Origin of the sequence: Paraburkholderia sp. GAS38, from assembly GCF_050434965.1 — a bacterium.
In the GTDB taxonomy this organism is placed as follows: Bacteria; Pseudomonadota; Gammaproteobacteria; order Burkholderiales; family Burkholderiaceae; genus Paraburkholderia; species Paraburkholderia phenazinium_A.
The window spans coordinates 203,454-230,018 of record NZ_JBNDJO010000014.1 but is presented as its reverse complement, the minus strand read 5'-3'; the positions used below and the strand labels follow the sequence as shown (position 1 = coordinate 230,018).

At 64.6% G+C, this 26,565-nt stretch carries 17 protein-coding genes; 12 read left to right on the top strand and 5 right to left on the bottom strand.

Annotation, left to right across the window (positions count from 1 at the left end; translation table 11 throughout):
• The first annotated feature begins 130 nt into the window (after positions 1-130).
• Positions 131-1,174 carry a LacI family DNA-binding transcriptional regulator gene (locus tag P3T42_RS28670; RefSeq protein WP_429307957.1) on the top strand — a complete coding sequence of 348 codons (1,044 nt, stop codon included), beginning with the start codon at positions 131-133 and terminating at the stop codon, positions 1,172-1,174.
• A gap of 9 nt (positions 1,175-1,183) precedes the next feature.
• Here P3T42_RS28670 and P3T42_RS28665 read toward each other — a convergent pair whose 3' ends face one another.
• Entirely contained in the window at positions 1,184-3,520 is a 2,337-nt protein-coding gene (locus P3T42_RS28665; protein ID WP_429307956.1) for an EAL domain-containing protein, read from the bottom strand.
• A 575-nt stretch (positions 3,521-4,095) separates the two neighbouring features.
• Here P3T42_RS28665 and bcsD point away from each other — a divergent pair.
• The 7 genes from bcsD (at position 4,096) to P3T42_RS28630 (ending at position 17,154) form a co-directional block, all read left to right on the top strand.
• Positions 4,096-4,551 carry a cellulose biosynthesis protein BcsD gene (gene bcsD / locus P3T42_RS28660; RefSeq protein ID WP_429307955.1) on the top strand — a complete coding sequence of 152 codons (456 nt, stop codon included), beginning with the start codon at positions 4,096-4,098 and terminating at the stop codon, positions 4,549-4,551.
• An 89-nt stretch (positions 4,552-4,640) separates the two neighbouring features.
• Positions 4,641-5,624 carry a cellulose biosynthesis protein BcsP gene (bcsP, locus tag P3T42_RS28655; protein ID WP_429307954.1) on the top strand — a complete coding sequence of 328 codons (984 nt, stop codon included), beginning with the start codon at positions 4,641-4,643 and terminating at the stop codon, positions 5,622-5,624.
• Positions 5,621-6,409 (top strand): cellulose biosynthesis protein BcsQ, encoded by a 789-nt coding sequence (gene bcsQ, locus P3T42_RS28650; protein WP_429307953.1) that lies wholly within the window; start codon positions 5,621-5,623, stop codon positions 6,407-6,409. Before bcsP ends, bcsQ begins: the two co-directional genes overlap by 4 nt.
• On the top strand, positions 6,406-8,616 hold the full coding sequence (gene bcsA, locus P3T42_RS28645) for a UDP-forming cellulose synthase catalytic subunit (RefSeq protein WP_074295860.1): 2,211 nt from the start codon (positions 6,406-6,408) through the stop codon (positions 8,614-8,616). The genes bcsQ and bcsA overlap by 4 nt, the downstream gene beginning before the upstream one ends.
• A gap of 3 nt (positions 8,617-8,619) precedes the next feature.
• A complete protein-coding gene (bcsB, locus tag P3T42_RS28640) occupies positions 8,620-11,133 on the top strand; it encodes a cellulose biosynthesis cyclic di-GMP-binding regulatory protein BcsB (RefSeq protein ID WP_429307952.1) in 2,514 nt (837 codons plus the stop codon).
• A gap of 1 nt (position 11,134) precedes the next feature.
• Positions 11,135-12,328, top strand: coding sequence for a cellulose synthase complex periplasmic endoglucanase BcsZ (gene bcsZ, locus P3T42_RS28635; protein ID WP_429307951.1), 1,194 nt, complete (start codon positions 11,135-11,137; stop codon positions 12,326-12,328).
• Complete coding sequence (locus P3T42_RS28630; protein WP_429307950.1) at positions 12,319-17,154, top strand: cellulose synthase subunit BcsC-related outer membrane protein; 4,836 nt, start codon at positions 12,319-12,321, stop codon at positions 17,152-17,154. The genes bcsZ and P3T42_RS28630 overlap by 10 nt, the downstream gene beginning before the upstream one ends.
• Before the next feature lie 202 nt (positions 17,155-17,356).
• On the opposite strand, the gene P3T42_RS28625 is transcribed toward P3T42_RS28630, so the two are convergent.
• Together P3T42_RS28625 and P3T42_RS28620 are read right to left on the bottom strand one after the other, a co-directional pair.
• On the bottom strand, positions 17,357-17,665 hold the full coding sequence (locus P3T42_RS28625; protein WP_074295864.1) for a HigA family addiction module antitoxin: 309 nt from the start codon (positions 17,663-17,665) through the stop codon (positions 17,357-17,359).
• Between the two features lie 64 nt (positions 17,666-17,729).
• On the bottom strand, positions 17,730-18,008 hold the full coding sequence (locus P3T42_RS28620) for a type II toxin-antitoxin system RelE/ParE family toxin (RefSeq protein ID WP_074297395.1): 279 nt from the start codon (positions 18,006-18,008) through the stop codon (positions 17,730-17,732).
• 447 nt (positions 18,009-18,455) lie between these two features.
• On the opposite strand from P3T42_RS28620, the gene P3T42_RS28615 reads away from it, so the two are divergent.
• Positions 18,456-18,749 carry a hypothetical protein gene (locus P3T42_RS28615; protein ID WP_429307949.1) on the top strand — a complete coding sequence of 98 codons (294 nt, stop codon included), beginning with the start codon at positions 18,456-18,458 and terminating at the stop codon, positions 18,747-18,749.
• Positions 18,750-19,048: 299 nt separating this feature from the next.
• Here the strand turns inward: P3T42_RS28615 and P3T42_RS28610 are convergent, their stop codons facing one another.
• Positions 19,049-19,852 (bottom strand): YkgJ family cysteine cluster protein, encoded by an 804-nt coding sequence (locus P3T42_RS28610; RefSeq protein WP_429307948.1) that lies wholly within the window; start codon positions 19,850-19,852, stop codon positions 19,049-19,051.
• Between the two features lie 215 nt (positions 19,853-20,067).
• Positions 20,068-21,297: a DUF2252 domain-containing protein gene (locus P3T42_RS28605; RefSeq protein ID WP_074295867.1), complete on the bottom strand. Its 1,230-nt coding sequence runs from the start codon at positions 21,295-21,297 to the stop codon at positions 20,068-20,070.
• A gap of 407 nt (positions 21,298-21,704) precedes the next feature.
• Between P3T42_RS28605 and P3T42_RS28600 the strand changes: the two genes are divergently transcribed.
• The 3 genes from P3T42_RS28600 to P3T42_RS28590 all read left to right on the top strand — a co-directional run bounded on the left by P3T42_RS28600 (position 21,705) and on the right by P3T42_RS28590 (position 26,488).
• Complete coding sequence (locus P3T42_RS28600) at positions 21,705-24,203, top strand: response regulator (RefSeq protein WP_429307947.1); 2,499 nt, start codon at positions 21,705-21,707, stop codon at positions 24,201-24,203.
• Between the two features lie 55 nt (positions 24,204-24,258).
• Positions 24,259-25,194, top strand: a complete 936-nt coding sequence (locus P3T42_RS28595; protein ID WP_429307946.1) for a DUF72 domain-containing protein — start codon at positions 24,259-24,261, stop codon at positions 25,192-25,194.
• Between the two features lie 187 nt (positions 25,195-25,381).
• Positions 25,382-26,488 (top strand): alpha/beta hydrolase, encoded by a 1,107-nt coding sequence (locus P3T42_RS28590; protein WP_429307945.1) that lies wholly within the window; start codon positions 25,382-25,384, stop codon positions 26,486-26,488.
• Positions 26,489-26,565: the final 77 nt, after the last annotated feature.

The window sequence follows — 26,565 nt, the reverse complement described above, 5'->3', positions numbered from 1 at the left end:
AAAAATTGACCGCGTGCGATCAATGGCCTGCTGCGGCGTCTCCGATATCGTTCTGTCTATGCGGCAAATGGTGCCGCGCCTTTGGGCAGGACGCAAATTTTGAGAAACCGTCCCAAATAATGAATCCAATATGCCTACACTCAGCGAAGTCGCCCGCCGCGCCGGCTGCACACCTGCCACGGTGTCGAACGTGCTGCGCAATCGCGGGCGGGTCGGCGCGCTGACCCGGCAGCGGGTGCTAGAGGCCGTCGAAGCGCTCGGCTATCAGCCGCATCTGGCGGCGCGAGCACTGGCCGAGGGTCGCGCGCCGACGATCGCGTTGATGGTCTCGAGCATCGCCAACCCGTTCTATCCCGAGTTTGCGCTGGCCGTCGAGCGGGCGGCGCGCAGCAGCGGCCACTTTCTGATCATCTGCAATACGAACGAAGATCCGTTGGCGGGACGCGCCTATCTGGAGCAGATTGCCGGCACCTTGTCCGAGGGCGTGCTGGTGATGAACGCCAATCTCGACTTCGCCGACCTGCACAAGACCGAGGCGCGCGGCGCACCGGTCGTGCTGTGCATGTGGGAACGTCCGCATGAGCCGCCCGGCCTGCCCTGCGTGGCCGTGGACTTCCGCCTTGCCGGCCAGCTGGCTGCCCAGCATCTGCTCGAACTCGGACACCGCCGGATCGGCGCGATTGTGGCCAGCAAGGCTGCGGGCATCCACGCGGCGCGTTACGACGGCTTCGTCGATGCGCTGCGCGCGGCCGGTCTCGACGCCGCGCAAGCGCCGGTGCGCCATGCAAGGGACACCACCCAGGGCGGCTATCGCGCCACCTGCGAACTGCTGGAGACGCACCCGCAGTTGACGGCCATCTTCGCCACCAACGACCTGCCCGCGCTCGGCGCCCTGCATGCGGCCGCCGATCTGGGTTTGCAGGTGCCGCACGATCTCTCGGTAGTTGGCATTACTGATATTCAGCTTGCCCAGGAGTCGCGCCCGGCGCTGACCACCGTCGCCGTGCCGACCGTCGAAGCGGCGGAGCTCGCGGTCTCCCTGCTGCGCGAACTGATCGAGGCGTCGCCGCGCGGCATCCGGGCGGCCTCCAAAGCGCCGCGCGTGTGCATCACGTCGGCGCCGAAACTGGTCGTACGTGGCTCGACCCAGGCACCGCGTGCGGAGCGATGCTGAGTGCCGGGCTTATTCGCTGGCCGGCCAGGGCAAATGCGGCGCGGACCAGTCGAGCTCCGTCCCGACCACCGAGCGCATTTCCGGCGACTGGATCGCCACCGTCACCGCAATACAGGGCCGGCCGCTCGCCAGCGACAGATAAGGACTACTGGCCACCGGCACGCCCGGCAGCAAGACCGCGTTTCTGAAGTACGGACGATGATCCCAACGGGCATCGCGCGGATCCGCGACCGGCTCCAGCGACTCGCCTAGCTTGCCGCCGGCGACGCCCGGCACTTCCGGCCCGATCTGCCGCCCCCGGTCATCGAGGATGAAACAGCTGATGCACAGTTCGTGCTGCGCCAGGTCGGCAAAGGCGTCGTCCATGCCGATACCGCTCAGCAGCGCGTCGGCGGCGTTGCGCAGGGCGAAGCGGTACGGCTCTACCTTGCTTTCGAACAGTGCATGCAGATGCGCCCGGCCCTGCGCGATCACGTCGAACGAACGGTCGATCAACCGGTTGACCGAGTCCGGCGGCGCGATCTGCGCAGCCGGTCGGCCCAGCAGGAAGCCTTGTGCGAAATCGACGTTCGACTCCACGGCGAGAATCAGCTCCTCGGTCGTCTCGACGCCTTCGACGACCACCAGCATGCCCGCCTGGTGCAGCAGGGAAACGAGCTTGGGCAGGATCGATTGCTGGGTGCCCGGTATGGTGGCGCGAATCAGTTCGCCGTCGAGCTTGACGAAGTCAGGACGAATGCGGAACAGCCGGTCCAGATTCGATTGGCCCGCGCCGAAATCGTCCACGGCAATCAGAAAGCCGTGCTCGCGATAGCGCGCCGCCGCCCGTGACATCTCATCCACGCTGCCGCCATGCGACTCGAGAATCTCGAGGACGATCTTGTCCGGTTCGAGCCCGGCGAGGCGCACGATGCCGGCCAACTGATCGGCATACCCCTTCGCCACGAAGGTCGCGGGCAGGATGTTGAGGAAGATCCACGCCTCACCGGGAATCAGCCGCTGCGCGTTGGCGAGATGGACTGCGTGACTCGCCCGGTCGAGCGCACCTTCGTCGCTCAACGGCCGCGGCGCGAACAGCACGGCGGGCGGCACGAGCGTGCCGTCGCTCTGTTCGCCGCGCAGCAGCGCCTCGAAGCCCACCTGCTTCTGATGCGACAAGCTGTAGAGCGGCTGAAAGTGCGAGGTCAGATAGTAGCCGTCCCACTGCGGCCGGACGCTTGCCGCTGGATCGTTCGGGTCGCCCGGGTTGCCGTTGCCCAATAGTTGCAGCGGGTCGAGCGGGATGGCGCGCTCGGCGCACACCCGGTTGCGGCCGGACTGCTTGGCACGCAACAGCGCCTCGTCGGCACGGTCGAGCAAAGCCATGATGCTCTCGCCGACGCGATGCTCGGCCACCCCGAAGCTCGCCGTCACGTAGCCGTCCGGACGCGCAATGCAGGCGACGGCGCCGCGCAGGCGTTCGGCCAGTTCCAACGCGGACGCGAGCCCGCCACGCCGCAACACCGCGAACTCTTCGCCGCCGATCCGGCTCACGCTGTCTTGCGCGTTCGTCTGGTCCATCAACACCTGGGCGACTTCAGAGAGCGTCTGGTCGCCCGCTGCATGGCCGAACTGATCGTTCAAGGATTTGAACGAGTCGATGTCGACAAAGATCGCGCAGACCTTGGTCGATTCACCGAGCGCGGCCAGACGCCGCTCGGCCTGTTCCATGAAGGCGCGGCGATTCTGCAGGCCGGTCAGCGGATCGGTGGCGGCCAGTTGCGCGAGGCGGTTCTCGAGCAGGAAATGGTCGCGCCGAAACCAGTAGAAGCCGAAGTGAAAGACTGCCGAGGTGGGTGCGCCGATCAGCACCCACAGCCACGCCACGACATTCACGTCGTGGATCTGCGGCTGGCGGAACAACAGCGGCAGACCGCTGACATAGAAGATCGCGGTACCGGCGAAGAAGTGCGTCGGCGTGAGCCAGAGCGGCGCCGAGCAGATCGGGATCACCAGCAAGGCGGGCAGCGCCCACAGCATCGGCTGCTCGAGACCGGAGATGTTCAGGGCAATCACGACAACCAGCACCAGCGTGTAAGCGACCCCGAGGCTGCCGAACACGGCCGTGCTGCGAGCCTTGCTGACCCCCGTCACCAGCAGGCCCAGAAACAGCACGCAGGCGATCCGGTAGGAGAGTGCAATGGCGGGGCCCGCTACCAGGTTGCGCGCCAGCACAAACAACAACGTGGCGAAGACCGTGAAAGCCATGGTGACCGTCGACAGCGGACGCTGCTGTTCCAGCGAACGTCGATGAAAGCGGTGACGCAAATGGGCATCGGTCATGTGTTGCGTTGAGGTGGAAAGCATATTGATAGAAATCAGGCCGGTTCCGTCACTCTGCCGATGTATAACGGCATCCCTCAGACAAATATTAATGCCTGCGATCAAACAAATTTAGATGGCCGGCATGATGGAAGTCCGCTCGCTCGCAGTGCGGGCGATGCAGCAACAACCCGAGGTGAAACCCAGGAAGCGTGATCGAGCCGAAAACAGCAGGCACGCCGATGATGCAAGCGCACAACAGTGTTACGAGGTTTTACGGGAGCAAGGGTGTCGGCAACGCGACATAACTGCAGCCTTTTATCGTTTGCGCGCCTTGATGGGTAACGTATCGGCAAAAAATGCGTGCCGCGCTTGCATCCATTCGTCCGAAGTGTGCGTAAGCCCCTATAACTTGAATCAGGACGGTGGTAGCGAAATGTTAATCTCTTCAGTAGACTGCGTATAAAGAGGCGGCGGTTACCGCATATCAGGTGGCACAGGTAAAAGTAACCGCCGGGCGCGTGCAACGCGCGCCTTACCCGCAACACTTTCAGATGTCCGTATCCCGACGCTCCGTTTAACCACGGCTTAACGACAAACGGTCATCCTTTTCGGAAATCATGGTCCCTACCGTCGACTACCTGCTGCAACGCCAGATTTCCCCTCAATGGCGCGGCTTGCTCACTGCGCTGGCGGAAGAGTTCGAAGCGCAGATCGGGCAAGGCGAATTGCGTCAGTTGATGTATCGCGTGGGTTGCCGTTTTGCGGCAGCGCATCCGCTTCCGCCCTGCGGCTCCACCGCCGACCTTGCCGAGGCGCTGAACGCACGCTGGCAGGAAGCGGATTGGGGTTACGTCGAGCTGGCGGACCAGGCGGATTACCTGCGTATCGTTCACGCCTGCGCACCGCTGCAGGCATTCGGCTCTGCCGCGCTCAACTGGACACCGGCCTTTCTCGAAGGCGTCTATCAGACGTGGCTCAGCGCGCTGGGTGCGGAAGGTCTGTCGGTAGTCCAGGCAAGCGAGTTCGATGAATACGCAACGATCGAATTTCAGCTCGGCCGCCATCCAGCGTAAGCCCTGCATGGTGGTTTTTTTACCGGCTGTGGTGGCGGGTCAACACGCCCAACGCAAGACACGATAGACATGAACACGACGGCGGCGACATGAGTCCTTCGAGCGATATTGAAACCCTCTTCGGGCATTTTGGCGGCAACGCGGGCGACTACCAGGAAATCGGCCGCGAGAACGAAGCGAGTTCGGCACGCACGCGCTGGCCGTTGCTCGTCACGCTCGATCTGACGCAACCGTCCATCCCGGCCATTCCGACACGCCGCGATCCTCTGGCGAAGGCCGACGAAGCCGCGCAAGCGCAGTCGCCGGCCGGCGACGCGCTCGCGGCAAACGGTCCCGCTGAAGCAGGACGCACCGGCACGCAGCAGGTCCGCAGCAAGACGCCGCTGTTTACGCGGCCGCATCGGCGCACGATTCCGCCGGTCGGCAACGCCGTCAAGTCCGAGGCGCCGCGTGGCGCCGAGCGCTTTTCCGCCCTGCCGCTAGCTGTCAACGCCGAACTCGCCGCCGGCGAAGTGCAGCCGGTAGTCGCGCCTGTCATCGTCTCGCCGCCGGCGGTTGCACCGCAAGCGCCGGTTCCGCCTGTCGTGGCCGCGAGCGTTCCGCCGGTTAGCCGTGTGCCGCCAGCAATCGCTGCGGCAATCGCGCCCGTCGCCGTGTCGCCGGTCGTTGCGCGCGCAACTTCCGCCGCGCCTGCCTTGCGTACCCCGGCGCCGATCGCACCCGCCACGCCAGTCGCGCAAACTTTCGCCGCACCCGCCACGTCTGCAGTTGCCGCAAGGACTGGCGTCGCACCCACGGCCGCCCGCGCCCAACCTGCACCGCCCGCTTTCACGTTCATGTCGCGCACCACGGCACCCGCTGCATCACCCTCACCTGCTGCCCAGCCGACGTCCATTCTCGGCAAGCTGTTCGAACCGGCAGCACCCAGCACGGCACCCGCGGCCCAAACACCTGCGACCGAAGCCGCACCGGCGGCGCTCGGTTCGTTGTTCGACCGTTTGCGTGGTGAGACCTCCACCCCGGCAACGCCGGCTCCTCATTCGTGGCTGACCAACGGCCCGCGTCGCTCATGAAAGTTATTGCGGTCGTTTCCGCGAAAGGTGGGGTCGGCAAGACCACGCTTGCGGCCAACCTCGCTTCCGTTCTCGCTACCAGTGGCCGACGCGTGATCGCGCTCGACCTCGATCCGCAAAACGCCTTGCGCCTGCACTTCGGCGTGCCGCTCGACAGCATCGACGGTTTGTCGCGCGCCACCCTGAGCGGCGATGCCTGGCAAAGCATCATGTTCGACGGTGTCGACGGCGTGACCGTGCTGCCCTACGGTGCGGTCGTCGAAGACGACCGGCGCCGCTTCGAAGCCTATATCGATCACGAGCCGCAGTGGCTCTTGCAGTCGCTTGAATCGCTGCGGCTCGACGCTTCCGACATCGTGGTGATCGATACGCCGCCAGGTTCGTCGGTCTATACGCGCACCGCGCTGTGCGCGGCGACCTTCGCGCTGAACGTGGTGCTCGCGGACGCCGCCTCTTATGCAGCGATTCCGCAAATGGAGCGGATGATCGACGCATATGCCGCGCCGCGTCCCGACTTCGGCGGCGTGGGTTACGTGGTCAACCAGGTGGACCAGTCGCGCCAGTTGACCAAGGACGTCCTCAAGGTGCTGCGCCATCTGCTCGGCGAGAAGCTGTTCCCTGGGGTGATTCACCAGGACGAAGGGGTCAGCGAGTCGCTTGCCTGCGATACCACGCTGATCCACTACGATCCGCTCAGCCAGGCTGCCGCCGATTTCCGCGCGTGCAGCCAATGGCTGATGTCGCGGGTCGACTCGATTGCTGTTTCGCCGGGGAGTGTCGCATGAGCACACCGCAAGCACGGAGTACGGAACCTGCTGTCGAGCCCTCCCGGCTCGAGCGCTTCGTCGACGCCCGCTTCTGGAGCAGCACGCCGGTCGTGGTGTGCCTCACGCTGTTTGCGCTGGTGATCCTGTACTTCGTATTTACGGTGCCGCTGGCGTTTTACGAGCAACTGACCTTCGCCACCTGCTGCTTCATCTGCGCCCTGCTGTTTCGCCGTCTGCAGGGCCGCTATGCGACGCTCGTGATGATCATGCTGTCGGTGGTCGCTTCGGGCCGCTATATGTTCTGGCGTCTGACCGCCACGACTTACTGGGAGCATCCGCTCGACGCGGTATGGGGTTTGCTGCTGGTCTCGGCCGAGGTCTATTCGACGGTCGTGCTGATGCTCGGCTACTTCCAGACCGCCTGGCCGCTCAAGCGCGAGCCGATGCCGCTGCCGGCCGATCGCAGCGCCTGGCCGACCGTCGACGTGTTCATCCCGACGTATAACGAGCCGCTCTCGGTGGTCAAGCCGACCATCTACGCAGCGCTCGCACTCGACTACCCGGCGGACAAGCTATCCATCCACGTGCTGGACGATGGCCGCCGTCCGGAGTTCAAGGCGTTCTGCGAGGAGGTGGGCGTCCACTGGACCATCCGCACGCACAACCGCCACGCCAAGGCCGGCAACATCAATGAAGCGCTGAAGATCACCAGCGGCGAATTCCTCGCGATCTTCGACTGCGATCACATTCCGACCCGCTCGTTCCTGCAGATCGGCCTCGGCTGGTTCCTGCGCGACAAGCTGCTGTCGATGCTGCAAACGCCGCACCATTTCTTTTCGGCCGATCCGTTCGAGCGCAATCTCGGCACCTTCCGTAAAGTCCCGAACGAAGGCGAGCTGTTTTACGGCCTCGTGCAGGACGGCAACGACCTGTGGAACGCCACCTTCTTCTGCGGCTCGTGCGCGCTGCTGCGCCGCTCGATGGTCGAGGAAATCGGCGGCATCGCCGTCGAGACAGTCACCGAAGACGCGCACACCGCGTTGAAGCTGCACCGGCTCGGCTACACCACGGCCTATCTCGCGATTGCCCAGGCGGCAGGCCTCGCCACCGAAAGTCTGTCAGGTCACATCGGCCAGCGGATTCGCTGGGCGCGCGGCATGACGCAGATCTTCCGGATCGACAATCCACTGACCGGCAAGGGCCTCAAGCTCGGCCAGCGGCTGTGCTACCTGAACGCGATGATGCACTTCTTCTACGGCGTGCCGCGTCTCGTGTTCCTGACCGCGCCGCTGTCGTTCCTGTTCTTCGGCGCGCACGTGATCGAAGCGGCGGCCAGCACGATCGCCATCTACGCGATGCCGCACATGATGCATGCGAGCATCACCAACTCGCGCATGCAGCGCCTGTTCCGCCATTCGTTCTGGGCCGAGGTCTACGAATCGGTGCTGGCCTCGTACATCACCGCCCCGACCCTGCTCGCGCTGATCAACCCGAAGCTCGGCAAATTCAACGTGACGGCCAAGGGCGGCCAGATCGAGAAGAACTATTTCGACTGGGCCATCTCGCGCCCCTACCTGTTCCTGCTGCTGCTGAACCTGGTCGGCTTCGTCACCGGTCTCGTGCATATCTATCTGAACTTTGGCGTGCGCAGCGAAGTGCAGACCACCCTCCTCAATCTGGCGTGGACCGGCTACAACATGCTGATTCTCGGCGCGAGCGTGGCCGCGGCAAGCGAGCGCCGGCAGATTCGCGCCGTGCATCGCGTGGCGATGAAAATGCCGGTGATGCTGAAATTCTCGACGGGCCGCACGCTGGCCTGCCAGACCATCGACTACTCGGAAGGCGGTGTCGGCGTGGAGTTGCCCAACAGCATCCAGGTGCCGATGCACGAGCGCGTGACCGTCTCCCTGTTTCGCGGCGACGAAGAATATGCGTTCGCCGCCACGGTCGGCTTCACGGCGCCCGGGCGGGTCGGCTTGCGCTTCGATCAGATGTCGCGCGAGCAGGAGTACGAGTTCGTCAAGTCCACCTTCGCGCGTGCCGACGCCTGGATGGGCTGGGCCGAAGGACGCCAGCAGGATACGCCGCTGCGCGGACTGTCACACGTGTTGCTGGTCGGCGTGCGCGGGATTGCCGGCCTCTTCGAACATCTTTACGAAGACCTGCGCGGCTCGATGCGAAGCCGCCCAATCGACGTCAAAAAGCTGAAAACGAAAAAAGACTGACTTATGGGTAAAGGGATTGCGCGGACAACGACTCAACACTTGCAAAGCGGGCGCGGCATGACGGGATGGGCAACGCGCTTGCGTTCGCGCCGCCTCGTTCGCGGACTCGCCTGCTGGCTGGCATTGCAGACCGCCTTCGCGGCGCCGCTGGCATCGGCGGCCGGGCTCGTCGCCAGTTCGGCGCGCGTCGCCGCGCCGCCGGGTACGCCGGACGCCACCGGCGTGGGCAACGTGCCGGCGCCGAGCGCCGCCGTACCGTTCGATCCCAACGCGATCGTCCAACCTGTGCTCGCGACGCCGACCCCGGCGCTCGCCGCCTCGTCGGTGAAAGCGCTCGGCATCAAGACGCCGACCACCGCCGAACCCGGCACCCTGGTGCCGGGCGGCCGCCGTCAGACGCTGACCTTCGCCGACTTCGGAGCGCTCGATCCGCTGCAGTTGCGCGGCACCGACGGCCAGAACGGCATCGCCTTCTCGGTACGCAACGACGAAGTGGTGACCGGTGCGGTCCTGCATCTGATCTATAGCTACTCGCCCGCCCTGCTGCCGGCCATCTCGCAGCTGAAGGTGCTGGTCAACGGCGAAGTCGCGGCCACGCTACCGGTGCCGCACGAACAGGCCGGCATGCTGGTGGCGCGCGATGTCTCGATCGATCCGCGCTTCATCACCGAATTCAATCACCTGAACGTGCAGTTGATCGGCCACTACACGCAGCAATGCGAAGACCCGGCCAATTCGTCGTTATGGGCCACCGTCAGCAATGCGAGCTCGCTCGATCTGACCTACGCGTCGCTGACCAGCAAGCCGGATCTGGCCGCACTGCCGCAGCCGTTCTTCGATCGCCGCGACGTGCGGCGCCTCGAACTACCGTTCGTACTCCCATCCAAACCGGGTGCGGAAACGCTGGAAGCGGCCGGCATTGTGGCGTCGTGGTTCGGCGCGCTGGCCGGCTATCGCGGCGCGCTGTTCCCCGCCCAGCTCGACGAAGCGCCGCTGTCGGGCAATGCCGTGGTGTTTGCCACCGCGGATCAGCGGCCGGCCGGCGTGGCGATTCCCGCCATCTCCGGACCGACCATTGCGGTGGTGGACCGGCAAGCGCCGGCGCGCGGCAAACTGCTGCTGGTGCTCGGGCGTAACGAAGCCGAACTGAAGACCGCGGCGAAAGCACTCGGCGTCGGCCAGAGCGTGCTCTCCGGCGAAAGCGCGACGATCACGCAACTGAACGAGCTGGCCCCGCGCGCGCCGTACGACGCGCCGAACTGGCTGCCCACTAACCGCCCCGTGCGCTTTGGCGAACTGGCCGAGGCGCGCGATCTCACCGTCTCCGGCTACGATGCCGACGCCGTGCGCGTCAATCTGCGCGTGCCGCCCGACCTGTTCATGTGGCACACCAGCGGTGCGCCGATCGACCTGCGCTATCGCTACACCGTGCGACCGAAGCCGGACCGCTCGTCGCTGAACATCAGCATCAACGACGGCTTCGTCCAGTCGCTGCCGATTCCGGCCAAGCCCGCCTCGATGTTCGACCTCGGCCGTTATTTCAGCACCATCCTGCCGGATAAAACCGCCGATGCCCGCCGCACCGTCCACATCCCGCCGCTGCTGCTGACGCCGCGGGCGCAGTTGCGCCTGCACTTCTATTACGACATTCCGGACACCGGCGAATGCCACGGCCGCCTGCTCGAGAACGTGGTCGGCTCGATCGATCCGAATTCGACCATCGATCTGTCGTCGTTCCCGCACTACATGGCCTTGCCCGATCTGGCGGCGTTCGCCAATAGCGGCTTCCCGTTCACGCGGATGGCGGACCTCTCCGAGACCGCCGTGGTCCTGCCGAACGACGCGGATTCGAGCGACTACAGCCTGTACCTGCTCGAGATGGGCCGCATGGGCGCCTCGACCGGTTATCCCGCCACCGGCGTGACCGTGACCACCGCCGACCAGGTCGACCAGCTCGCCAACAAGGACCTGATGATTTTCGGCGCCCCTGGCCGTCAGCCGCTGTTGCAGCGCTGGGCCAAATCGATGCCGTTCTCGAGCGACGGCGACTCGCGCACGTTCGAACTGTCGGACATCGTCTTCAAGCTGGAAGACTGGTGGCACGGCGAACGCGGCGTCGAACGCGCACCGGCGCGCGCCGACCTGTCGCTCGTCAGTTCGAACGGCGCGGCGCTGTTGACCGGCTTCGAATCGCCGCTGCAGAAAGAGCGCAGCGCCGTGGCGTTCGTCAGCGCCGCCGGCCAGTCGGATGCCGACCTGAGCTCGGCCCTGCTCGACGCCGACGTGCTGCCGCAGATCCAAGGCGCGATGGCCGTGATCCATGGCCGCAGCGTCACGATTACCTCGAACGGCACCGCGTACTACATCGGCCATCTGTCGCCGCAGGAGTACCTGCGCTGGGCCCTGTCGTCGCATCCGCTCCTGCTGCTGCTGGGCGGCATCTTCGCCGCGCTGATCATCGCAGCGCTGTTTTACCGTGCGCTGCGTTCGATCGCCGCGCGCCGCCTGAGGGATTGAGATGCCGGCCAAACTAACCACGGCACCCGTTGCGCTTGCCTTGGGCCTGCTTGCGTCCGTGACCTGCGTCGTGCCGGATGCCGCTGCGGCCGCTACAGCCTCCACCGCTGCGGCTGCGAGCGCGGCTCAATGCGACTGGCCCGCTTACCGGACCTTCGTGCAACGTTTCGTGCAGGCCGACGGGCGCGTGATCGACTATTCGACGCCCACCCAGCAGACCACCTCCGAAGGCCAGTCGTACGGCATGTTCTTCGCGCTGGTCGCGAACGATCGCGCCACGTTCGATCGCCTGCTCGACTGGACCCGCACCAACCTCGCCAGCAACCAGTTCGATGCGAACGATGTGCGTCTGCCTTCGTGGCAATGGGGCAAAAAACCGGATGGCTCGTATGGCGTGCTCGATCCAAATTCCGCATCGGACTCCGACCTGTGGATCGCCTACGATCTACTGCAGGCAGGACACCTCTGGAACGACAGCCATTACACGACGCTCGGCGAAGCGCTCGCCAGACAGATCGCCAGCAAGGAAGTGGTCAGCCTGTCCGGTCTCGGACCGATGCTGCTGCCTGGTCCACAGGGCTTTCAGACCGGCGACGTGACGCGCCTGAATCCCAGCTATCTGCCGCTGCCGGTGCTGCGCGCGCTGGCCAAGGCGCAGCCCGGCGGCCCGTGGAGCAAACTGGCCGACAACGCCTATCAGCTCGTCAAAACCACCGCGCCGCGCGGCTTCGTGCCCGACTGGGCCGCGTGGCGGGCCGGCCAGTTCGTGGTCGATCCGAAAACCGGCGACACCGGCAGCTACGACGCCGTCCGCGCGTACCTGTGGGCCGGCATGGCCGCGCCTGGCGATCCGTTGGCCAAACCCTGGCTCGCGGCGCTCGGCGGCATGCGCCTCCAGGTCACCGAGGCGGGCTTTCCGCCCGAGAAGGTCGCGGCGACCACCGGCGTCGTGAGCGGTGAAGGGCCGCTCAGCTACTGGGGCGCGCTCGCGCCTTACTTCAAGACGCTCGGCGACGAGCGCGACCTGGGGCTTGCGCGTACGCATCTGGCGGCGCTCGACAACCCCGTCGCGGGCCACGAGCCTGTCTATTACGATCGTGTGCTGGGCTTGTTCGGCACCGGATTCATCGACGGCCGCTATCGCTTCGACGATGCCGGCCGGCTTGTGCCGAGCTGGAGAAACACATGCGATTGAGCGCCCTCGCGCTGGCGCTGAGCCTCGTTAGCGTCTCGATCGCGACGCTGCCCACCGCCGTCTTTGCCCAGGCGTCGTCCGATCCGCTCAACGTGCTGATCGACCAGGGCAAGTACTGGCAAACCCATCACCGTGGCGACCTCGCCGAGCAGGCCTGGCAGAAGGTGTTGCGCATCGATCCGAAGCAGCCCGATGCATTGTTCGGCATGGGCATGGTGCTCGCCGACCGCAAGGACGGCAGCGGCGCGCAACAGTATCTGGCGCGCCTGCGGGAAGTCGCGCCGAGCTATCCGAACATCGACGAACTCGGGCGGCGCCTCGGCGAAAGCAGCCTGCGCGACCAGACCGTCAACGACGCGCGGCGCCTGCAGCAAAGCGGCCAGAGCGCGAGCGCGGTGCAGCAGTATCAGCGTGCGCTCGAAGGCAAGCCCGCCACGCCCGAACTGCAACTTGAGTACTACCAGGCACTCGCCGCTACACCGCAGGGTTGGGACCAGGCACGGCGCGGTCTGCAGCAACTCGCGCAGCAGAATCCGGACGACCCGCGCTATGCACTCGCTTACGCCCAGCACCTGACCTATCGCGACGTGACGCGCCGCGAGGGCATTGCCCAGCTCGCGAAGCTCTCGGGCGACAGCGCAGTGGGCGCCGCCGCGCGCAAGAGCTGGCGGCAGGCGCTGCTGTGGCTCGATGCCCGAGCCTCCGACGCCCCGCTCTATCAGAGCTACCTGCAGCTCGTGCCTGACGATGCGGCGGTCAAGGCGCGCTCTGATTCAATGGTGCAGCAGGACGCCGCCGCCCGCGAACGGGCCCAGCAAAATGCTGCCGTCGATGCACGCGGCCGCACGATCGCCGACGGCTTTGCGGCGCTCGACCGCGGCGATCTCGCCACGGCACGCGCGAAGTTCTCCTCGGTACTGACCTCGAGCCCGAACGACGGCGACGCGCTTGGCGGCATGGGCATCGCCGCGCTCAAGCAGGAGCATTTCTCCGAAGCCCGCGACTACCTGGAGCGTGCCTCGCGCGGCGCCAATCCGGCGCGCTGGAAAGACGCGCTGTTGAGCGCGACTTACTGGACCTATACGAGCGACGCCATCGGCGCGCGCAGCAACGGCGAATTCGCCAAGGCCAAGTCGCTGTTCGAGCGCGCGATTGCCATCAATCCGTCCGACGTCACCGCGCAGGTGCTGCTCGGCGAGATGCTGCTGAACAACGGCGACCCGGTTGGCGCGGAGCAGGCCTACCGGATGGCGCTGCGCCGCCAGGCCGACAATCCCGACGCGATTCGCGGCCTGGTCGGCGCGCTGGCTGCCCAGGGACGCGGCGACGAAGCGCTGCAGTTTGCCAATCAGCTCAACGCCGAACAGCAGTCGAAAGCGGGCGGCATCGACCGCCTGCGCGGCGAAGCGCAGGCCGCCCAGGCGCGCGCCGCGGAAGCGCGCGGCGATCTGGGTGCGGCGCGCAGCCTGTTCGAAGATGCGCTGCTCAGCAATCCTGACGATCCGTGGCTGCGCCTCGACCTGGCGCGCATCTATGTGCGCCAGGGCGCTATCGGCAACGCGCGCAGCATGATGGACGGCTTGCTGGCGGCCCACCCCGATATGACCGATGCGCTCTATGCGAGCGCGTTGTTGTCGGCGGAAACCCAGGACTGGTCGGCCGGGCTCGCGCAACTGGACCGCATTCCGGCCGCCCAACGCACCGACGCGATGGCCACCTTGCAGCACCGCCTATGGGTGCATCAGCAGGCCAGCCTCGCTATCCAGATGGCGAAAAGCGGGCAGACCCAGCAGGCGTTCGCCACGCTCTCGGCCACGGAGCCGGTGGCAGCCGGCAACCCGGAACTGATCGGCGTGGTGGCGTCGGCTTACCAGCAGGCGGGCGACCCGGGCCGCGCGCTGTGGCTCGTGCGCAGCGCAATGAACGCCGCGCCCGGCAATACGGATCTGCTGCTGCAATATGCCGGCATCCTGCTCGCCAGTCATCAGGATGCCGAACTGGGCACGGTGATGCGGCAGCTTGCCGCGACGCAACTGACTCCGGAGCAGCGTACCGATTTCGGCAATCTGAATCTGGCCATCGTGGTGCGGCAGTGCGACGCCGTGCGCCAGCGCGGCGACCTCGCGAGCGCCTACGATGTGATCGCGCCGTGGCTCGCCGCGATGCCCGACAATGCCGATCTGCAGGCCGCGCTTGGGCGCCTCTATTCGTCCGCAGGCGACGACCGCAACGCGCTCGCCAGTTACCGCGTGGCGCTCACGCGCCGTCCCGACGACCTGAGCCTGATGCTCGCGGCCATCCCTGCTGCGACCGGGGCGAAGGACTTCCGTTATGCCGAATCGCTTGCCACTCAGGCGCTCAATACGGCGCCGGACGATCCCGCGGTGCTCGCCGCCGTGGGCCGCATGTACCGCGCCGAAGGCAAGCTCACGCTCGCGTCGGAGTATCTGCAGCGCTCGCTGATCGCCGCCAATACGCCGGTGACGAGCGGCGGCCCGCGCGCCGGTTCGGCCAGCAATGTGCCGCGCGGCTGGGAAGTGGCGATGCGCAGGATCGGCGCGACGCCGCTGCCCGGCACCAATCCGTTCGAGGGAAAAACCGCTATCGATGTACCAGCCGACGCCACCGGCGCAGGCGTCGCGCCCCGCATCAACGGCGGGTTCAGCGCCACCGTAACGATGCCCTCTGCCGCGCCCGCAGCGTCCCCGTACTCGCAGTCATCCTTTCCGACGCAGACCGTGCCGACCTATCCGCCGCCCCAACAGCCGTCGCCGTATGTGGCGCCCTACACGGCGCCGTACGTGCAGCCCTCTGTCGCGCCAGCCAATCCGTCCGGCATGCCGAGTTCCAGCAACGGCGCGGGCGGCTATGGTCCGGACAACTATGGATCGAGCCAGACCGGTGTCCCCGCTGCCGCGCCGTTGCAGCCGTATCCTGGCCAGGGGCAGCCGCCGGTTCAGCCGCAGCCTTATCAGCAAGCTTATCCGCAGCCTTACAACGCGCCCTATCCACAAGCAGGGGCGCCCTACGGGGCACCAGCGCCGTATGTGTCCACGCCGTGGCCCATGTCGCCGGCTGCGCGTGAGGCGCAAGCCAATGCGTATGCGCAAGCGGCGCCGCAGCAGGGTAGCTATCCAGCACTGCCAGGTAATCAGCGCAAGACCGGCAAGAAGCAGACGACGGCCCGCAACCAGACTGCCACGCGCACGGCGAACGGCGCGGGGCAGGCGTACGCGCAGGCACCGTATGGGCAGCAACAAGGCTATGCGCAGCAGCCGTACTATGGTCAGCAACCGTATCCGCAACAGCAGGGGTACGGGCAGCCTTACCCGCAGCAGCAGGCCTATGCGCCGCAGCCGTATCCTCCGCAGCAGCAGGCGTACGGGCAACCGGCATACGGCCAGCAAGCGTATGCCCAGCAGAACTACGGCAATCAAGGCTACTACCCGCAACAACCGTACATTCCGCAACCGCCGGCAGGCTACGCGCAGCCCTACTACCCGCCCGTGCCCGCGACGCAAACCGCACCGGCCGGCAACAGCAACGGCAGCTATGCACCCGCGCCGGCCAACGTCGCCAACGCGCAGACGCTCGGTGTCGCGGAAGAACTGGCGCAGGTCAATCGCGAGCAGACAAGTACCGTGTCCGGCGGCATTGTGTTCCGCAATCGCGCAGGCGAAGACGGTCTGTCGCAGTTGACCGATATCGAAGCGCCGGTCCAGGGACGCATCCAGGCCGGCAACGGCCACGTCGTCGTCACGGCCACACCGGTGACGCTCGATGCGGGCACCGCGAGCAGCCAGCTCTCGACCCTCGCGCGCTTCGGCTCGGGGCTCGCGCCGTATACGCCGGGCGACACCACCGCTTCGACGCCAGTGACCAGCGCGACGAACAGGTTCGGCTCGCAAACCGCCAGTGGCGTCGGCTTGTCGGTCGGCTATGAAACCCGCAGCTTCAAGGCCGACGTGGGCACCACGCCGATCGGCTTTCCGGTCGAGAACATCGTCGGCGGCCTGGAGTATGACGGCGGCATCACCGACAAGGTGTCCTACACACTCGCCGTGGCACGGCGCGCGGTCACCGATAGCCTGCTCTCCTACGCCGGCGCCAAGGATTCGGGCCAGAATCTCCAATGGGGCGGTGTCACGTCGAGCGGGGCGCTGGGCAGCCTCTCCTGGGACGATGGCACGAGCGGCCTGTACGTGAACGGATCCTTCCAGTATCTCGAAGGCAGCAACGTCGAGAGCAACTACGCGGGTAAAGGCGGCGGCGGCGTCTACACGCGCGTCTATAAGGACGCTGACCAGACCTTGACGATCGGCGTCAACACGACGCTGATGCGCTACGACAAAAACCTGTCCTACTTCACGTATGGCCAGGGCGGCTACTTCAGTCCGCAGCAGTATGTGATCCTGAACCTGCCTGTTGAATACATGGGCCGCAACGGAGAGTTCACCTACGATCTCAAGGGGTCGATCGGCGTGCAGCATTACCGGCTGAACTCCTCGCCATATTTTCCGACGAGCACGAGCGCCCAGACGGCAGCGGCTGACAACATGAACAGCATCACCACGACCACGCTCGACAGCAACGCGATCTACCCAAGCCAGAGTAAGACCGGCATTGCGTACTCGTTTAGCGCGGTGGGTGAGTATCAACTGGCGCCGCAACTCGCGGTGGGCGCGACCGCTTCGCTCGGCAACGCATATCAGTATCGGGAATGGCTGGCTGCCGTTTATGTGCGGTATAGCTTTACCAAGCAGAGCGGGCTGCAGCCGTTCCCGCCGGCGCCGTTGACGTCGCCGTATGTGTCTTTGTCGAATTAAGGGGTGAGGCGGTAGAGCGTTTTGGATCGCACACGTGTGTTTTGGGCATGCGTGTGCGGAGGTGGCGGTTGAGCTTCGGCTCCTGTTTGCCGCGTCGAGCATCGGCAACGCGTTGCTCAGGCCACGAAGTTACCGCTGGTTTTTGGTCCGCTAGTCCCCGCCAGAAACGCCGTCGCATACCCCGTGGTTCGTGGCTAACTGCCTATGCAGCCACACCAGCAACCACAGGCTTGACCTTCTTCGGAGCATGCTTGCGTGCGTGCCACAGGTCATGCGCTGTCTGCAGCGCCAGCCAGAAATCCGCGTTGTTACCGTTCTCGACACCCAGCCACGCCTCCAGCCGCAAGGCCATCTCGGGCGATACGCCAATCCGCTCGTTCAGCAGACGGGAAAAAGTGGTGCGGGCGACGCCAAGCTGCGCCGCCGCCTCCGTGACACTGAGATGCAGCGAAGGCAGAATATCTTCGCGCAGGAGCGCACCAGGGTGCGCTGGATTAAACATCTTGGACATAACTCTATTATCAGATAAATGCATCAAGCGAATGGTTTCCCAACACGATCGAAGTTGGGCTTCATCAGTGGTAGTCCTGGTAGTCAACCAGGATCACGTCAATACCTTCAAACTCGAACGTCAGTCTCCAGTTTCCGCTGACCCATATCGACCAGCGACCCGTCTGGGTACCCGCCAGGGGATGGAGGTTCCATCCGAACCTCTTGATGTCGTCCGGGGTCTTCGCAATATCGAGCACCGTCAGCTGACGGTTGAGCTTCGCTGCGTGAGCTGCCTGGATACCTGCTTTTGACCCGGTCTCGTAAAACCTCTGTACACCCTTGTGCCTGAACGACTTGATCATGCCTACTTCTACCACCACGCTAAAAATTGTAGCATGTAGCACGACGTGCTACAAGATTTCCAGATCTGATGTCAGCCTATGGGACGACGGGTGTACAACAGGACTTGGGGGAAATTTTTAAGTTAGGCGGACGCAAACCGAGTGCTATCCGCCAACGGCAAACAGGGTCGGCCCACTGCTTTTCAGGTCAACCATGGCGAGGTCGCAGCCTCTGTTCCTGCCTGTCCATGTTCATGGATCGACAGGTAATTTGATCACATACTTGTTAGTAGTGCCATCTATAAATCGGACAGCAACAATACTTTACATCACACCTCCTCTAGCACCGATTCGCGCGCTGTCCGTTGAGTCAGGCATGGCAGCCTCCGCACAAACGGTACTCGTGATTTCAAGATGCATGCCGGAAAACGACTCCATACTCGCCCGTTTTAGAAACCGGAAAGCGTTATGGGGCCATTCAGCCAGGCCGACGAACATTTCGTCAAAGACGTTGTTGAGGCGCTCCTCGAACGACGAAGGATTAACTGCAACCGAAGTATTGGCAGGTCACCCGTCATTCCCCGCTGGGAAGATGACGTAAGCCCGACGCTCTTTCTCTCCTCCGCCGGGATCAAGCAGGCAACGGGACGCACCCCGTTGCGTGGGTCGGTTTATGGAAGTCTGGAAAAGAAAGTCGCTGAATTGTTAGAGTTCAACAAGCCGGATATGGCGGCTTGCCCCGAACCTGGACGCGACGAGTAGCAGATGGTCCTAAGCCCTTGTGCTCGAGCGCCGGAATGGTCATGCCCCTGATGCGATCGCCCGTCACGCGCTCCATGCCCGGATGACAGTCTCAACAACCAACCGGAGGCCGCGTGCCAACTGTTGCGCTGTTGAATTCGAACGGGACAGATTTTGTGGAACTGGCGCCTGACAAAACTAACTTGTCCACAGAAACTGTTCACAACGCTGTGGACAACCTAGCTGTACGCCTCCCAAGTCCCTGACGTAGAACGAAAATCATCATGCGTCCCCACGCCGTGCAGCTTGCCCGACCAAAACTAACCCACAGCCGGAAAGAACCCAAGATATTCAAACGCCGCCTCACCCCCACCATCGACGCAATCGCCAAGCGCCCCCACCGACACGAGTGCATCCACCGTCGCCCGGCGGTTTGAAACAAAACGCCAGACAGGTGCCGCAGCAGACGGCGACGCGTCCTCAGCTGACGCATCTCCCGAACCCACCACCGCACTCACCTCCCGCAGCGCCGCCAGCAACGCCTCACGCGACGGCGAATGCACAACGAATCCTTCATTCGCCAACGCAGCCACATCAATACCAAGCAACGCACACAGCCGCTGCTTGACTGGCACATCCGCCGCATCGGCGGCACGCGACCGCGCGATCAGATCCACGGTCGTCGCATCCACCAGTTGCCCGGCCCGCATCAGCGGCGCGAGCCCAGGCGTCCATGCCTCCGGCGGACAGCCCTTATTGGCAGGCTCCAGCTGGATAAACGGATTGATTTCGGCCGGATAGATACGGCAGACGAAAGGCCGCTCCTCGTAGATACGACAGCGCATGTCCGCTTGCAGATTCGGACACGCTCCGGCAAACGCCCCCGTCAGGATCACCACGATCCGCGTGGGCAAGCTGCCGCTCATCGCTGCAAACGAACGGCGGCGTTTATGTGCCGCCTGCAGATTGTCCGCAGCGGGTTCCTCAGGCCAGGGCAAGGCCTCGCAGAGAATCTGCACCTCGTTACCACGACCAAGCCAGGCGAGTGCTTCTGCAACCGTCAACGGCAAACGCAGATCGTGGCAGCAATTGCCGCACATCGTGCAGCCAAAATCGATATCCATACTCATACTCAAGTCAGCCTTGCACCGCGCGACGCAGTGGATTGTCCAGCACCCAGCTTCGTGCCTGGTACCCCCGTCGGACACGCCCAACAGTTGTGCCGCGCACAAGCAGTCGGGATTAGTCGGTTCAAAGCGCCTGTTCTTACAGCTATGAGAACTTTTTTTACGGAGGTCGACCCACGGTCTCCTGCCGGCGGCAGGCCGGCCGCACTCTATCACGCGCCGGCATCGAGCGAGTAACGCCGGCAATGTTCGAGGTAGCCCGCCTCATGGCCGCTCACCAGCTCGACGATACTCTTCCAGAGCCACGGCGGCGCGTCGATCGTCTTGCTGCGGCTGCGCCGCAGCTCGCCGAGCCAGGCCTTGCGCTCGATATCGTCCATCTGGCGCGCATGCGCTTTGCCCACCACGAGCGCCAGGAAACGCGCCGCCTTCATCGCTTCGTCGCGGGTCAGTTGCTCGATGGTCAGCTTCATGTCTTGCGGCAGCAGTTCGCGAATCACCACCGACCGTTCGGCAAGCCGCGCCGCACGCATCCGGTCGCCGAGAAACGGCGCGAGATGACGCGCGCCCTCCACCACCCGCTGCGCGTTGTCGCGCGGCATGCGCACGCCCGCGTAGCGCGGCGCGGCCGCCTGCGCCGCTTCCTTGATGTCGATCAGGCACAGGTCGTCGCCGTCCAGCGCCGCACCGTCGACGTCGAGCAGCACTGCGTAGCGCAAGCGTCCCAGCGAACTGCAGCCCTTCACCCAATACGCTGCATCGAGCACGGCGACCTTGGCCGCTTCGTCCTCCGAACGCAACTCGGTCGCGAGGCGCGCCACCGTGCGCTTCTCGAACAGCGCGTCGATTTCCCTGCGTTCGCTTTTCGACAACGGCCAGAAGCGCTTGCCAAGCGGAATGTGCGGCTCGATATCCTCGATGCGTTCTTCGGCCAGGTGCTGCCACGAGCGCCGCAAAGCCTCCTTCATGACGACGCGCACCGCTTCGGGCTTCTCGGCCTGAATGTCGGTGTGATCCGAGGTGTCGTCGAAGGCCCGTTCGTAGCCGTCCGCCAACGCCTCCATCATGCGAACCGTGGTGACGCCCGGCAGATCCGAGCCGCGCGCGGCGGTGGCAAGCGAAAGGCCCAACCGGATCAGATCGTGCGCCGGATTGCCGATCACCGTCTGATCCAGATCGCGAATCTGGATTTCCACGCGGCCTTGCGCATTCGCCATCGGCCCGATGTTGCCGGCATGGCAGTCGCCACAGATCCATACCGCGGGCCCTTCCGGCAGCGTGTGACTCTCCATGCCGTCGAGCCATTCGTAAAACTTGGCGGTGTTGCCGCGCACATAAGCATGCGCCGAGCGCGCCATCCTGGCGTTGCGGCGCGCGGTCAGCAGATCCAGCCGCTCGCCCGGTTTGGGAAGTCCAGTACGGCTGGCGTTTTTCTTCGGCATGGTGGAGAGGTCCAGAAGACTATCGTCTGATCGTTAGCCGACCACCATGCCACAGCCTGAAGCCACAAACAACCTGCCGCGCTCGCGCAGCTGCGCGTGTGCCTGTGGATTGGCCGTCCGGGAACGCGGATTGCTACCGGCAGGCTGTCATCGCCTCATGACCGTCCCGCTGGAGTGACCACGCTGTGCCACAAGACTCGCCTCTTCATCCGTGCAAACCCCCACCGCAACGCCTGGCGCGTTACCAGGCGGTGGTTGTGACCTACAATCATTTGCCGTCCCCGAGCGTTTGCCGTGGCTTGCCACGCACCTACCCCGCGCGTGCCTCTGCCCTGCCCGGCTTGTGCGTGACGCAAGACCGGCTGGCCCGAACGCGCTCATCGAAGTGACAACGGCGGAGCAAAACCATGCCATTCACGGCAGAAGACCATGGGTGCCCCGGCTGGAAAGGGGAAATGGCCGAACGCATCCGGGCGTTCGACTGGAGCGCGACCGAACTGGGCCCCATCGACAGATGGCAGCAAAGTCTGATTGCCGCCGTGCAATTCGTACTCGGTTCGCCCCTGCCCCTCGTGATGCTGTGGGGCAGCCAGGGGTACATGGTCTACAACGACGCCTATGCGGTGTTCGCCGGCGGCCGGCATCCCTACCTGCTGGGTAGTCCTGTCGAAATGGGCTGGCCGGAGGTTGCCTCGTTCAACCGGAACGTCATGGACACCTGTCTGGCCGGCGGCACGCTGTCGTATCGCGACAAGGAGCTCGTGCTGCTGCGCAACGGCCAGCCCGAAGACGTGTGGATGGATCTGCACTACAGCCCCGTGGCCGACGACAGCGGCGCACCGGCCGGCGTGATCGCCGTCGTCGTGGAAACGACCGGGCGCGTCCTCACGGAACGCTCGCGGCAACGCGCCGAGACCGCGCTGCGCGAAACCGACGAACGTCTGCAACTGGCGCTCAACACGGGCACCGTACTCGGCACCTGGGTGCTGGACGTCAGAGCCGACACGCTCACCGGCGACGAGCGCTTCGCCCGCACCTTCGGCGTTGCCGCCGGGCAGGCCGTGCGAGGCATCCCACGCAGCGCGACCGGCGCGGCGATTCATCCCGACGATCTCGGCGAGGCGCGTCGTCTCACGCGCGAGGCCACGCAGACCGGCAAGCCGTACCGGGCCGAATATCGCATCCGCCGTCCGGACGGCGAATACATCTGGGTGCAGGCAAACGGCCAATGCGAATTCGACGACCGCGGCGCGCCCTATCGCTTTCCGGGCGTGCTGATCGACATTCACGAACGCAAGATCGCCGAGCAGGCGCTGCGCCAACTCACGGAAACCCTCGAGCAACGCGTCACCGACGCTGTAGCGGCACGCGCGCTCGCCGAAGAGCAACTGCGCCAGGCGCAGAAGATGGAAGCGATCGGCAGCCTGACCGGCGGCGTCGCGCACGACTTCAACAACGTGCTGCAGGTGATCAACGGCAACCTGCAGATGCTCGCCGCCGATGCCGACGACCACCCCGCCACGCAGCGCAGAATCGCCGCGGCCAGCCAGGCCGTCAAACGCGGCGCACAACTCGCCGCCCACCTGCTCGCCTTCGCGCGGCGCCAGCCGCTCTCGCCCGCCGTGTTGAATCCGCGGCGGCTGCTCAGCGGCATGAGCGAGATGCTGCATCACGCACTGGGCGAAACCATCCGCGTCGAAACGGTGCTGGGCGCCGATCTCTGGAACGTCCTCGCCGATCGCAACCAGCTCGAAAACGCGTTGCTGAATCTGGCGATCAACGGCCGCGATGCCATGCGCGGCGAAGGCACGCTCACGGTTTGCGCCGAGAACCTCGTCGTCACCCGCCACGCCGATATCCCTGCTGGGGAGTACCTGGTATTTTCGATCGCCGATACCGGTGTCGGCATGCCGGCCGAAGTGCTGGAGCGAGCCGTCGAGCCGTTTTTCACCACCAAGCCCAACGGTCACGGCACGGGCCTCGGCCTGAGCATGGTGTTCGGCTTTGTCAAACAGAGCGGCGGTCATACGCTGATCGACAGTGTGGTTGGCGAGGGCACGATAGTGCGGCTTTATTTCCCGCGCAGCCACGAAGCGGAGACCAGCGAGTTCGCCGATCAGAGCGAGACGACGGTCGGCGGACGCGAGACGGTCCTCGTGGTCGAAGACGACGCGGAGGTTCGGCTCACCGCCGTCGAAATGCTGGCGCAGCTCGGCTACAAGGTGTTGACCGCAGCGGATGGCGACGCGGCGCTCGAGTTCATCGACAGCGACGTCCCCCTCGATCTGGTGTTCACCGACGTCGTCATGCCCGGCAGCGTCAAGAGCGTCGAGTTGGCGCGGCGTGCGGCATTGCGTTTGCCCGCGGTTCCGGTGCTCTTCACTTCCGGCTATACGCGCGATGAGATCTTCCATCACGGCAAGCTCGATCCCGGTGTCACGCTGCTGAGCAAGCCCTATCGTCGCGACGATCTCGCGCGCAAGGTACGTGGCGTATTGAACGCGCATCGCGCTGCGCTGGCGGCGGCGCCGGCCAGGGTGCCCGCACGCGTGTTGCTGGTAGAGGACGACTCGCCGTCGCGCGAAGCCATGGGCGAACTGCTCGCGGCGTTCGGACTGCAATGCACTGCGGTGGCAAGCGCGGAGGAAGCGCTCGAACTGGCGCCCGCGCATCGTTACGATATCCTGCTGAGCGACGTCACCTTGCCGGGCCTGTCCGGCGACGCACTCGCGCGCACACTGCGGCATACGCAGCCGGATCTGCGTATTCTGCTGATGTCGGGCTATGGCGAGCAGGCCAATATCGGCGAGGCCATACCCGGCGTCCGACTGCTGCCCAAGCCGTTCGACATCGCGGCGCTGCGCCGCGAACTCGCGGACTGGGGCGGGCATATCGAACCCACCTAGCCGGCCCGGGGGCGCACTTGCGCTGCAAGATCAGAAGCGAACGACAGAGGTGACGATGAACATTCAGTGCGGCACCGCCGGATGGACCGACAAAACGCTGATCGCCTGCAAGCGTTTCTATCCGCGCGGCTGCAGCACTGCGGAAGCGCGACTGCGTTTCTATGCATCGCAGTTCCCGCTCGTCGAGGTCGACTCCGCCTACTACGCAATGCCGTCGGAGTCGAATGCCCAGCTATGGGCCGAGCGCACCCCCGACGGTTTTACGTTCAATTTCAAGTCGTTCCGACTGTTCACGGGACACCAGACTTCGCCTGATGTGTTGCCGAAGGACATCGTGATGGCATTGGGCAGCTCCCCTTCCGCCACGCGCAAGAAAAACCTCTACTACCGCGATCTCCCTGTGGAAATCCGCGACGAGTTATGGCGGCGCTACCTCGAAGCGCTCGAGCCTTTGCGGCGCACGCAGCGCCTCGGCGCCGTGCTGTTCCAGTTCGCACCGTGGATCACCCGCGCACCGGAGGATCTCGCCCATGTCGACGAATGCGCGGCGCGCATGACGGGCTATACGGTGGCCGTCGAGTTTCGCAATCAGTCCTGGCTCGACGAGCATCACGCGCCGTCGACCCTCGCGTTTCTGCGCGAGCGGCAACTGGTGCATGTGATCGTCGATGCGCCGCCCGACGTGACGAACCGCGTTCATACCGTGTGGGAGGCGACGAATCCGCAACTCGCGATGGTGCGCCTGCATGGCCGCAACACCGCGTCATGGAACCCGGGCGCCGGCGCCTCGGCAGCGGACCGCTTCAACTACGACTACAGCAACGCCGAACTCGGCGAACTCGCGGGTTCGATTCGCGGCATCGCGACGCGCGCCGCGAAGACGCATGTGATCTTCAACAACTGCTTCGAGGATCAAGGGCAGCGCAATGCGTTGAGCATGATGGGCATACTGGGGGCGAGCCCCCACGCACCCGGCGACGCCCGGCCATGAGCAGCCGTTCGACGTGAACTCGTAGATCGCCGGCAATCGATTGACGCAGTAAGCGTGCGTTACATTTCTCGCAAACGTCGAAGTCAACGGGACGGGCGCGCCCCACGTTCCTGATATGCAGGCGTACATATCACTGGCGCTATCGAGGATTCACAGCCTGCCGACAACGCTCCAAAGGAGATCCCACGTGTCCCGGTTTCACCGTATCGCATGCTCTCTACCGGTCTTGCTAGTTGCGGCATCGGCGTCAATTGCCTCGGCCGGGAATCTCAAGTCTCTTTCGCCCGTTTCCGGCATCAAGGTCATGACTGAACGCGAGCTCGTGAACACCCCTGTACCGATCGTGCAAAAAGGACGGCTGGTCATTTCCACCCGGTCAGGCGACTTTGAAATGCCCATTGCGGTATCGCGAGACTGGTCTCAGCCACAAGACGATGTTACCCGTGCGGTTGTCGTCATCCCTGGCTGGCCGCGCCGGGATCTTCGCTCGGGGGAACACGCTGCAGAAGTGGCGGGAGCAGCAGCGCGCGGAACGGTCATCGTCACGCCTCAATTCTTGACGGCGCGAGATGTCGCCGCGCACAACCTGACGGACAACATGCTCAGATGGGGTGAAGATGACTGGAAGGAAGGCAAGCCATCTCAGGACGCGGCAGCAATCAGCTCGTTTCAGATCGTCGATGAGATTTTCCGCCGGTTGGCGAATCGCACGATATTTCCAAACCTCACGACTATCGTGCTTGCCGGACATTCAGCCGGGGGACAATTTGTTCAGGACTACGCGGTTCTTGGCCGAGGAGAAGCGGGTCTTGGAGACGCCCCGATCCATCTCAGGTATGTTGTCGCCAATCCTGCGACATACCTTTATTTGACCGACGAGCGACCCGATTCCAACGGAGACTTCGCGCCTTTCAACGCAGCCTCGTGCCGCGCATTCAATCAATGGAATTACGGTCTGGAAGCTGGCATCCCAGCCTATCCACCGCGCCCGGATTCGATCAATGAATTGAAAGCGCGTTACCTGCAACGGGACATCATCTATCTCCTCGGGACCGCAGACAACGCCCCGGACGGAGACGGTCAGGACCGGTCATGCGCGGCCGAAGCACAAGGTGCGACACGTTATGCCCGTGGCCGGGCCTTCGATGCCTACGTGCACATACTCGACCCGCACACGAACCAGCGCGTTTTCGATGCCCGTGGGATTGGGCATTCCAGCTACCGGATGTACTCGTCGGTCTGCGGGCTGGCCGCGTTGTTCGATAAGCCGGGTTGCGATTCGGCATCGGAATGACTGCTTGAGCAGCCAGGTGTGTTGACTTTGGGTCGTTCCGGGACGGCGGCGTCAGCCGATGTTCGGCTGCGAGGCGT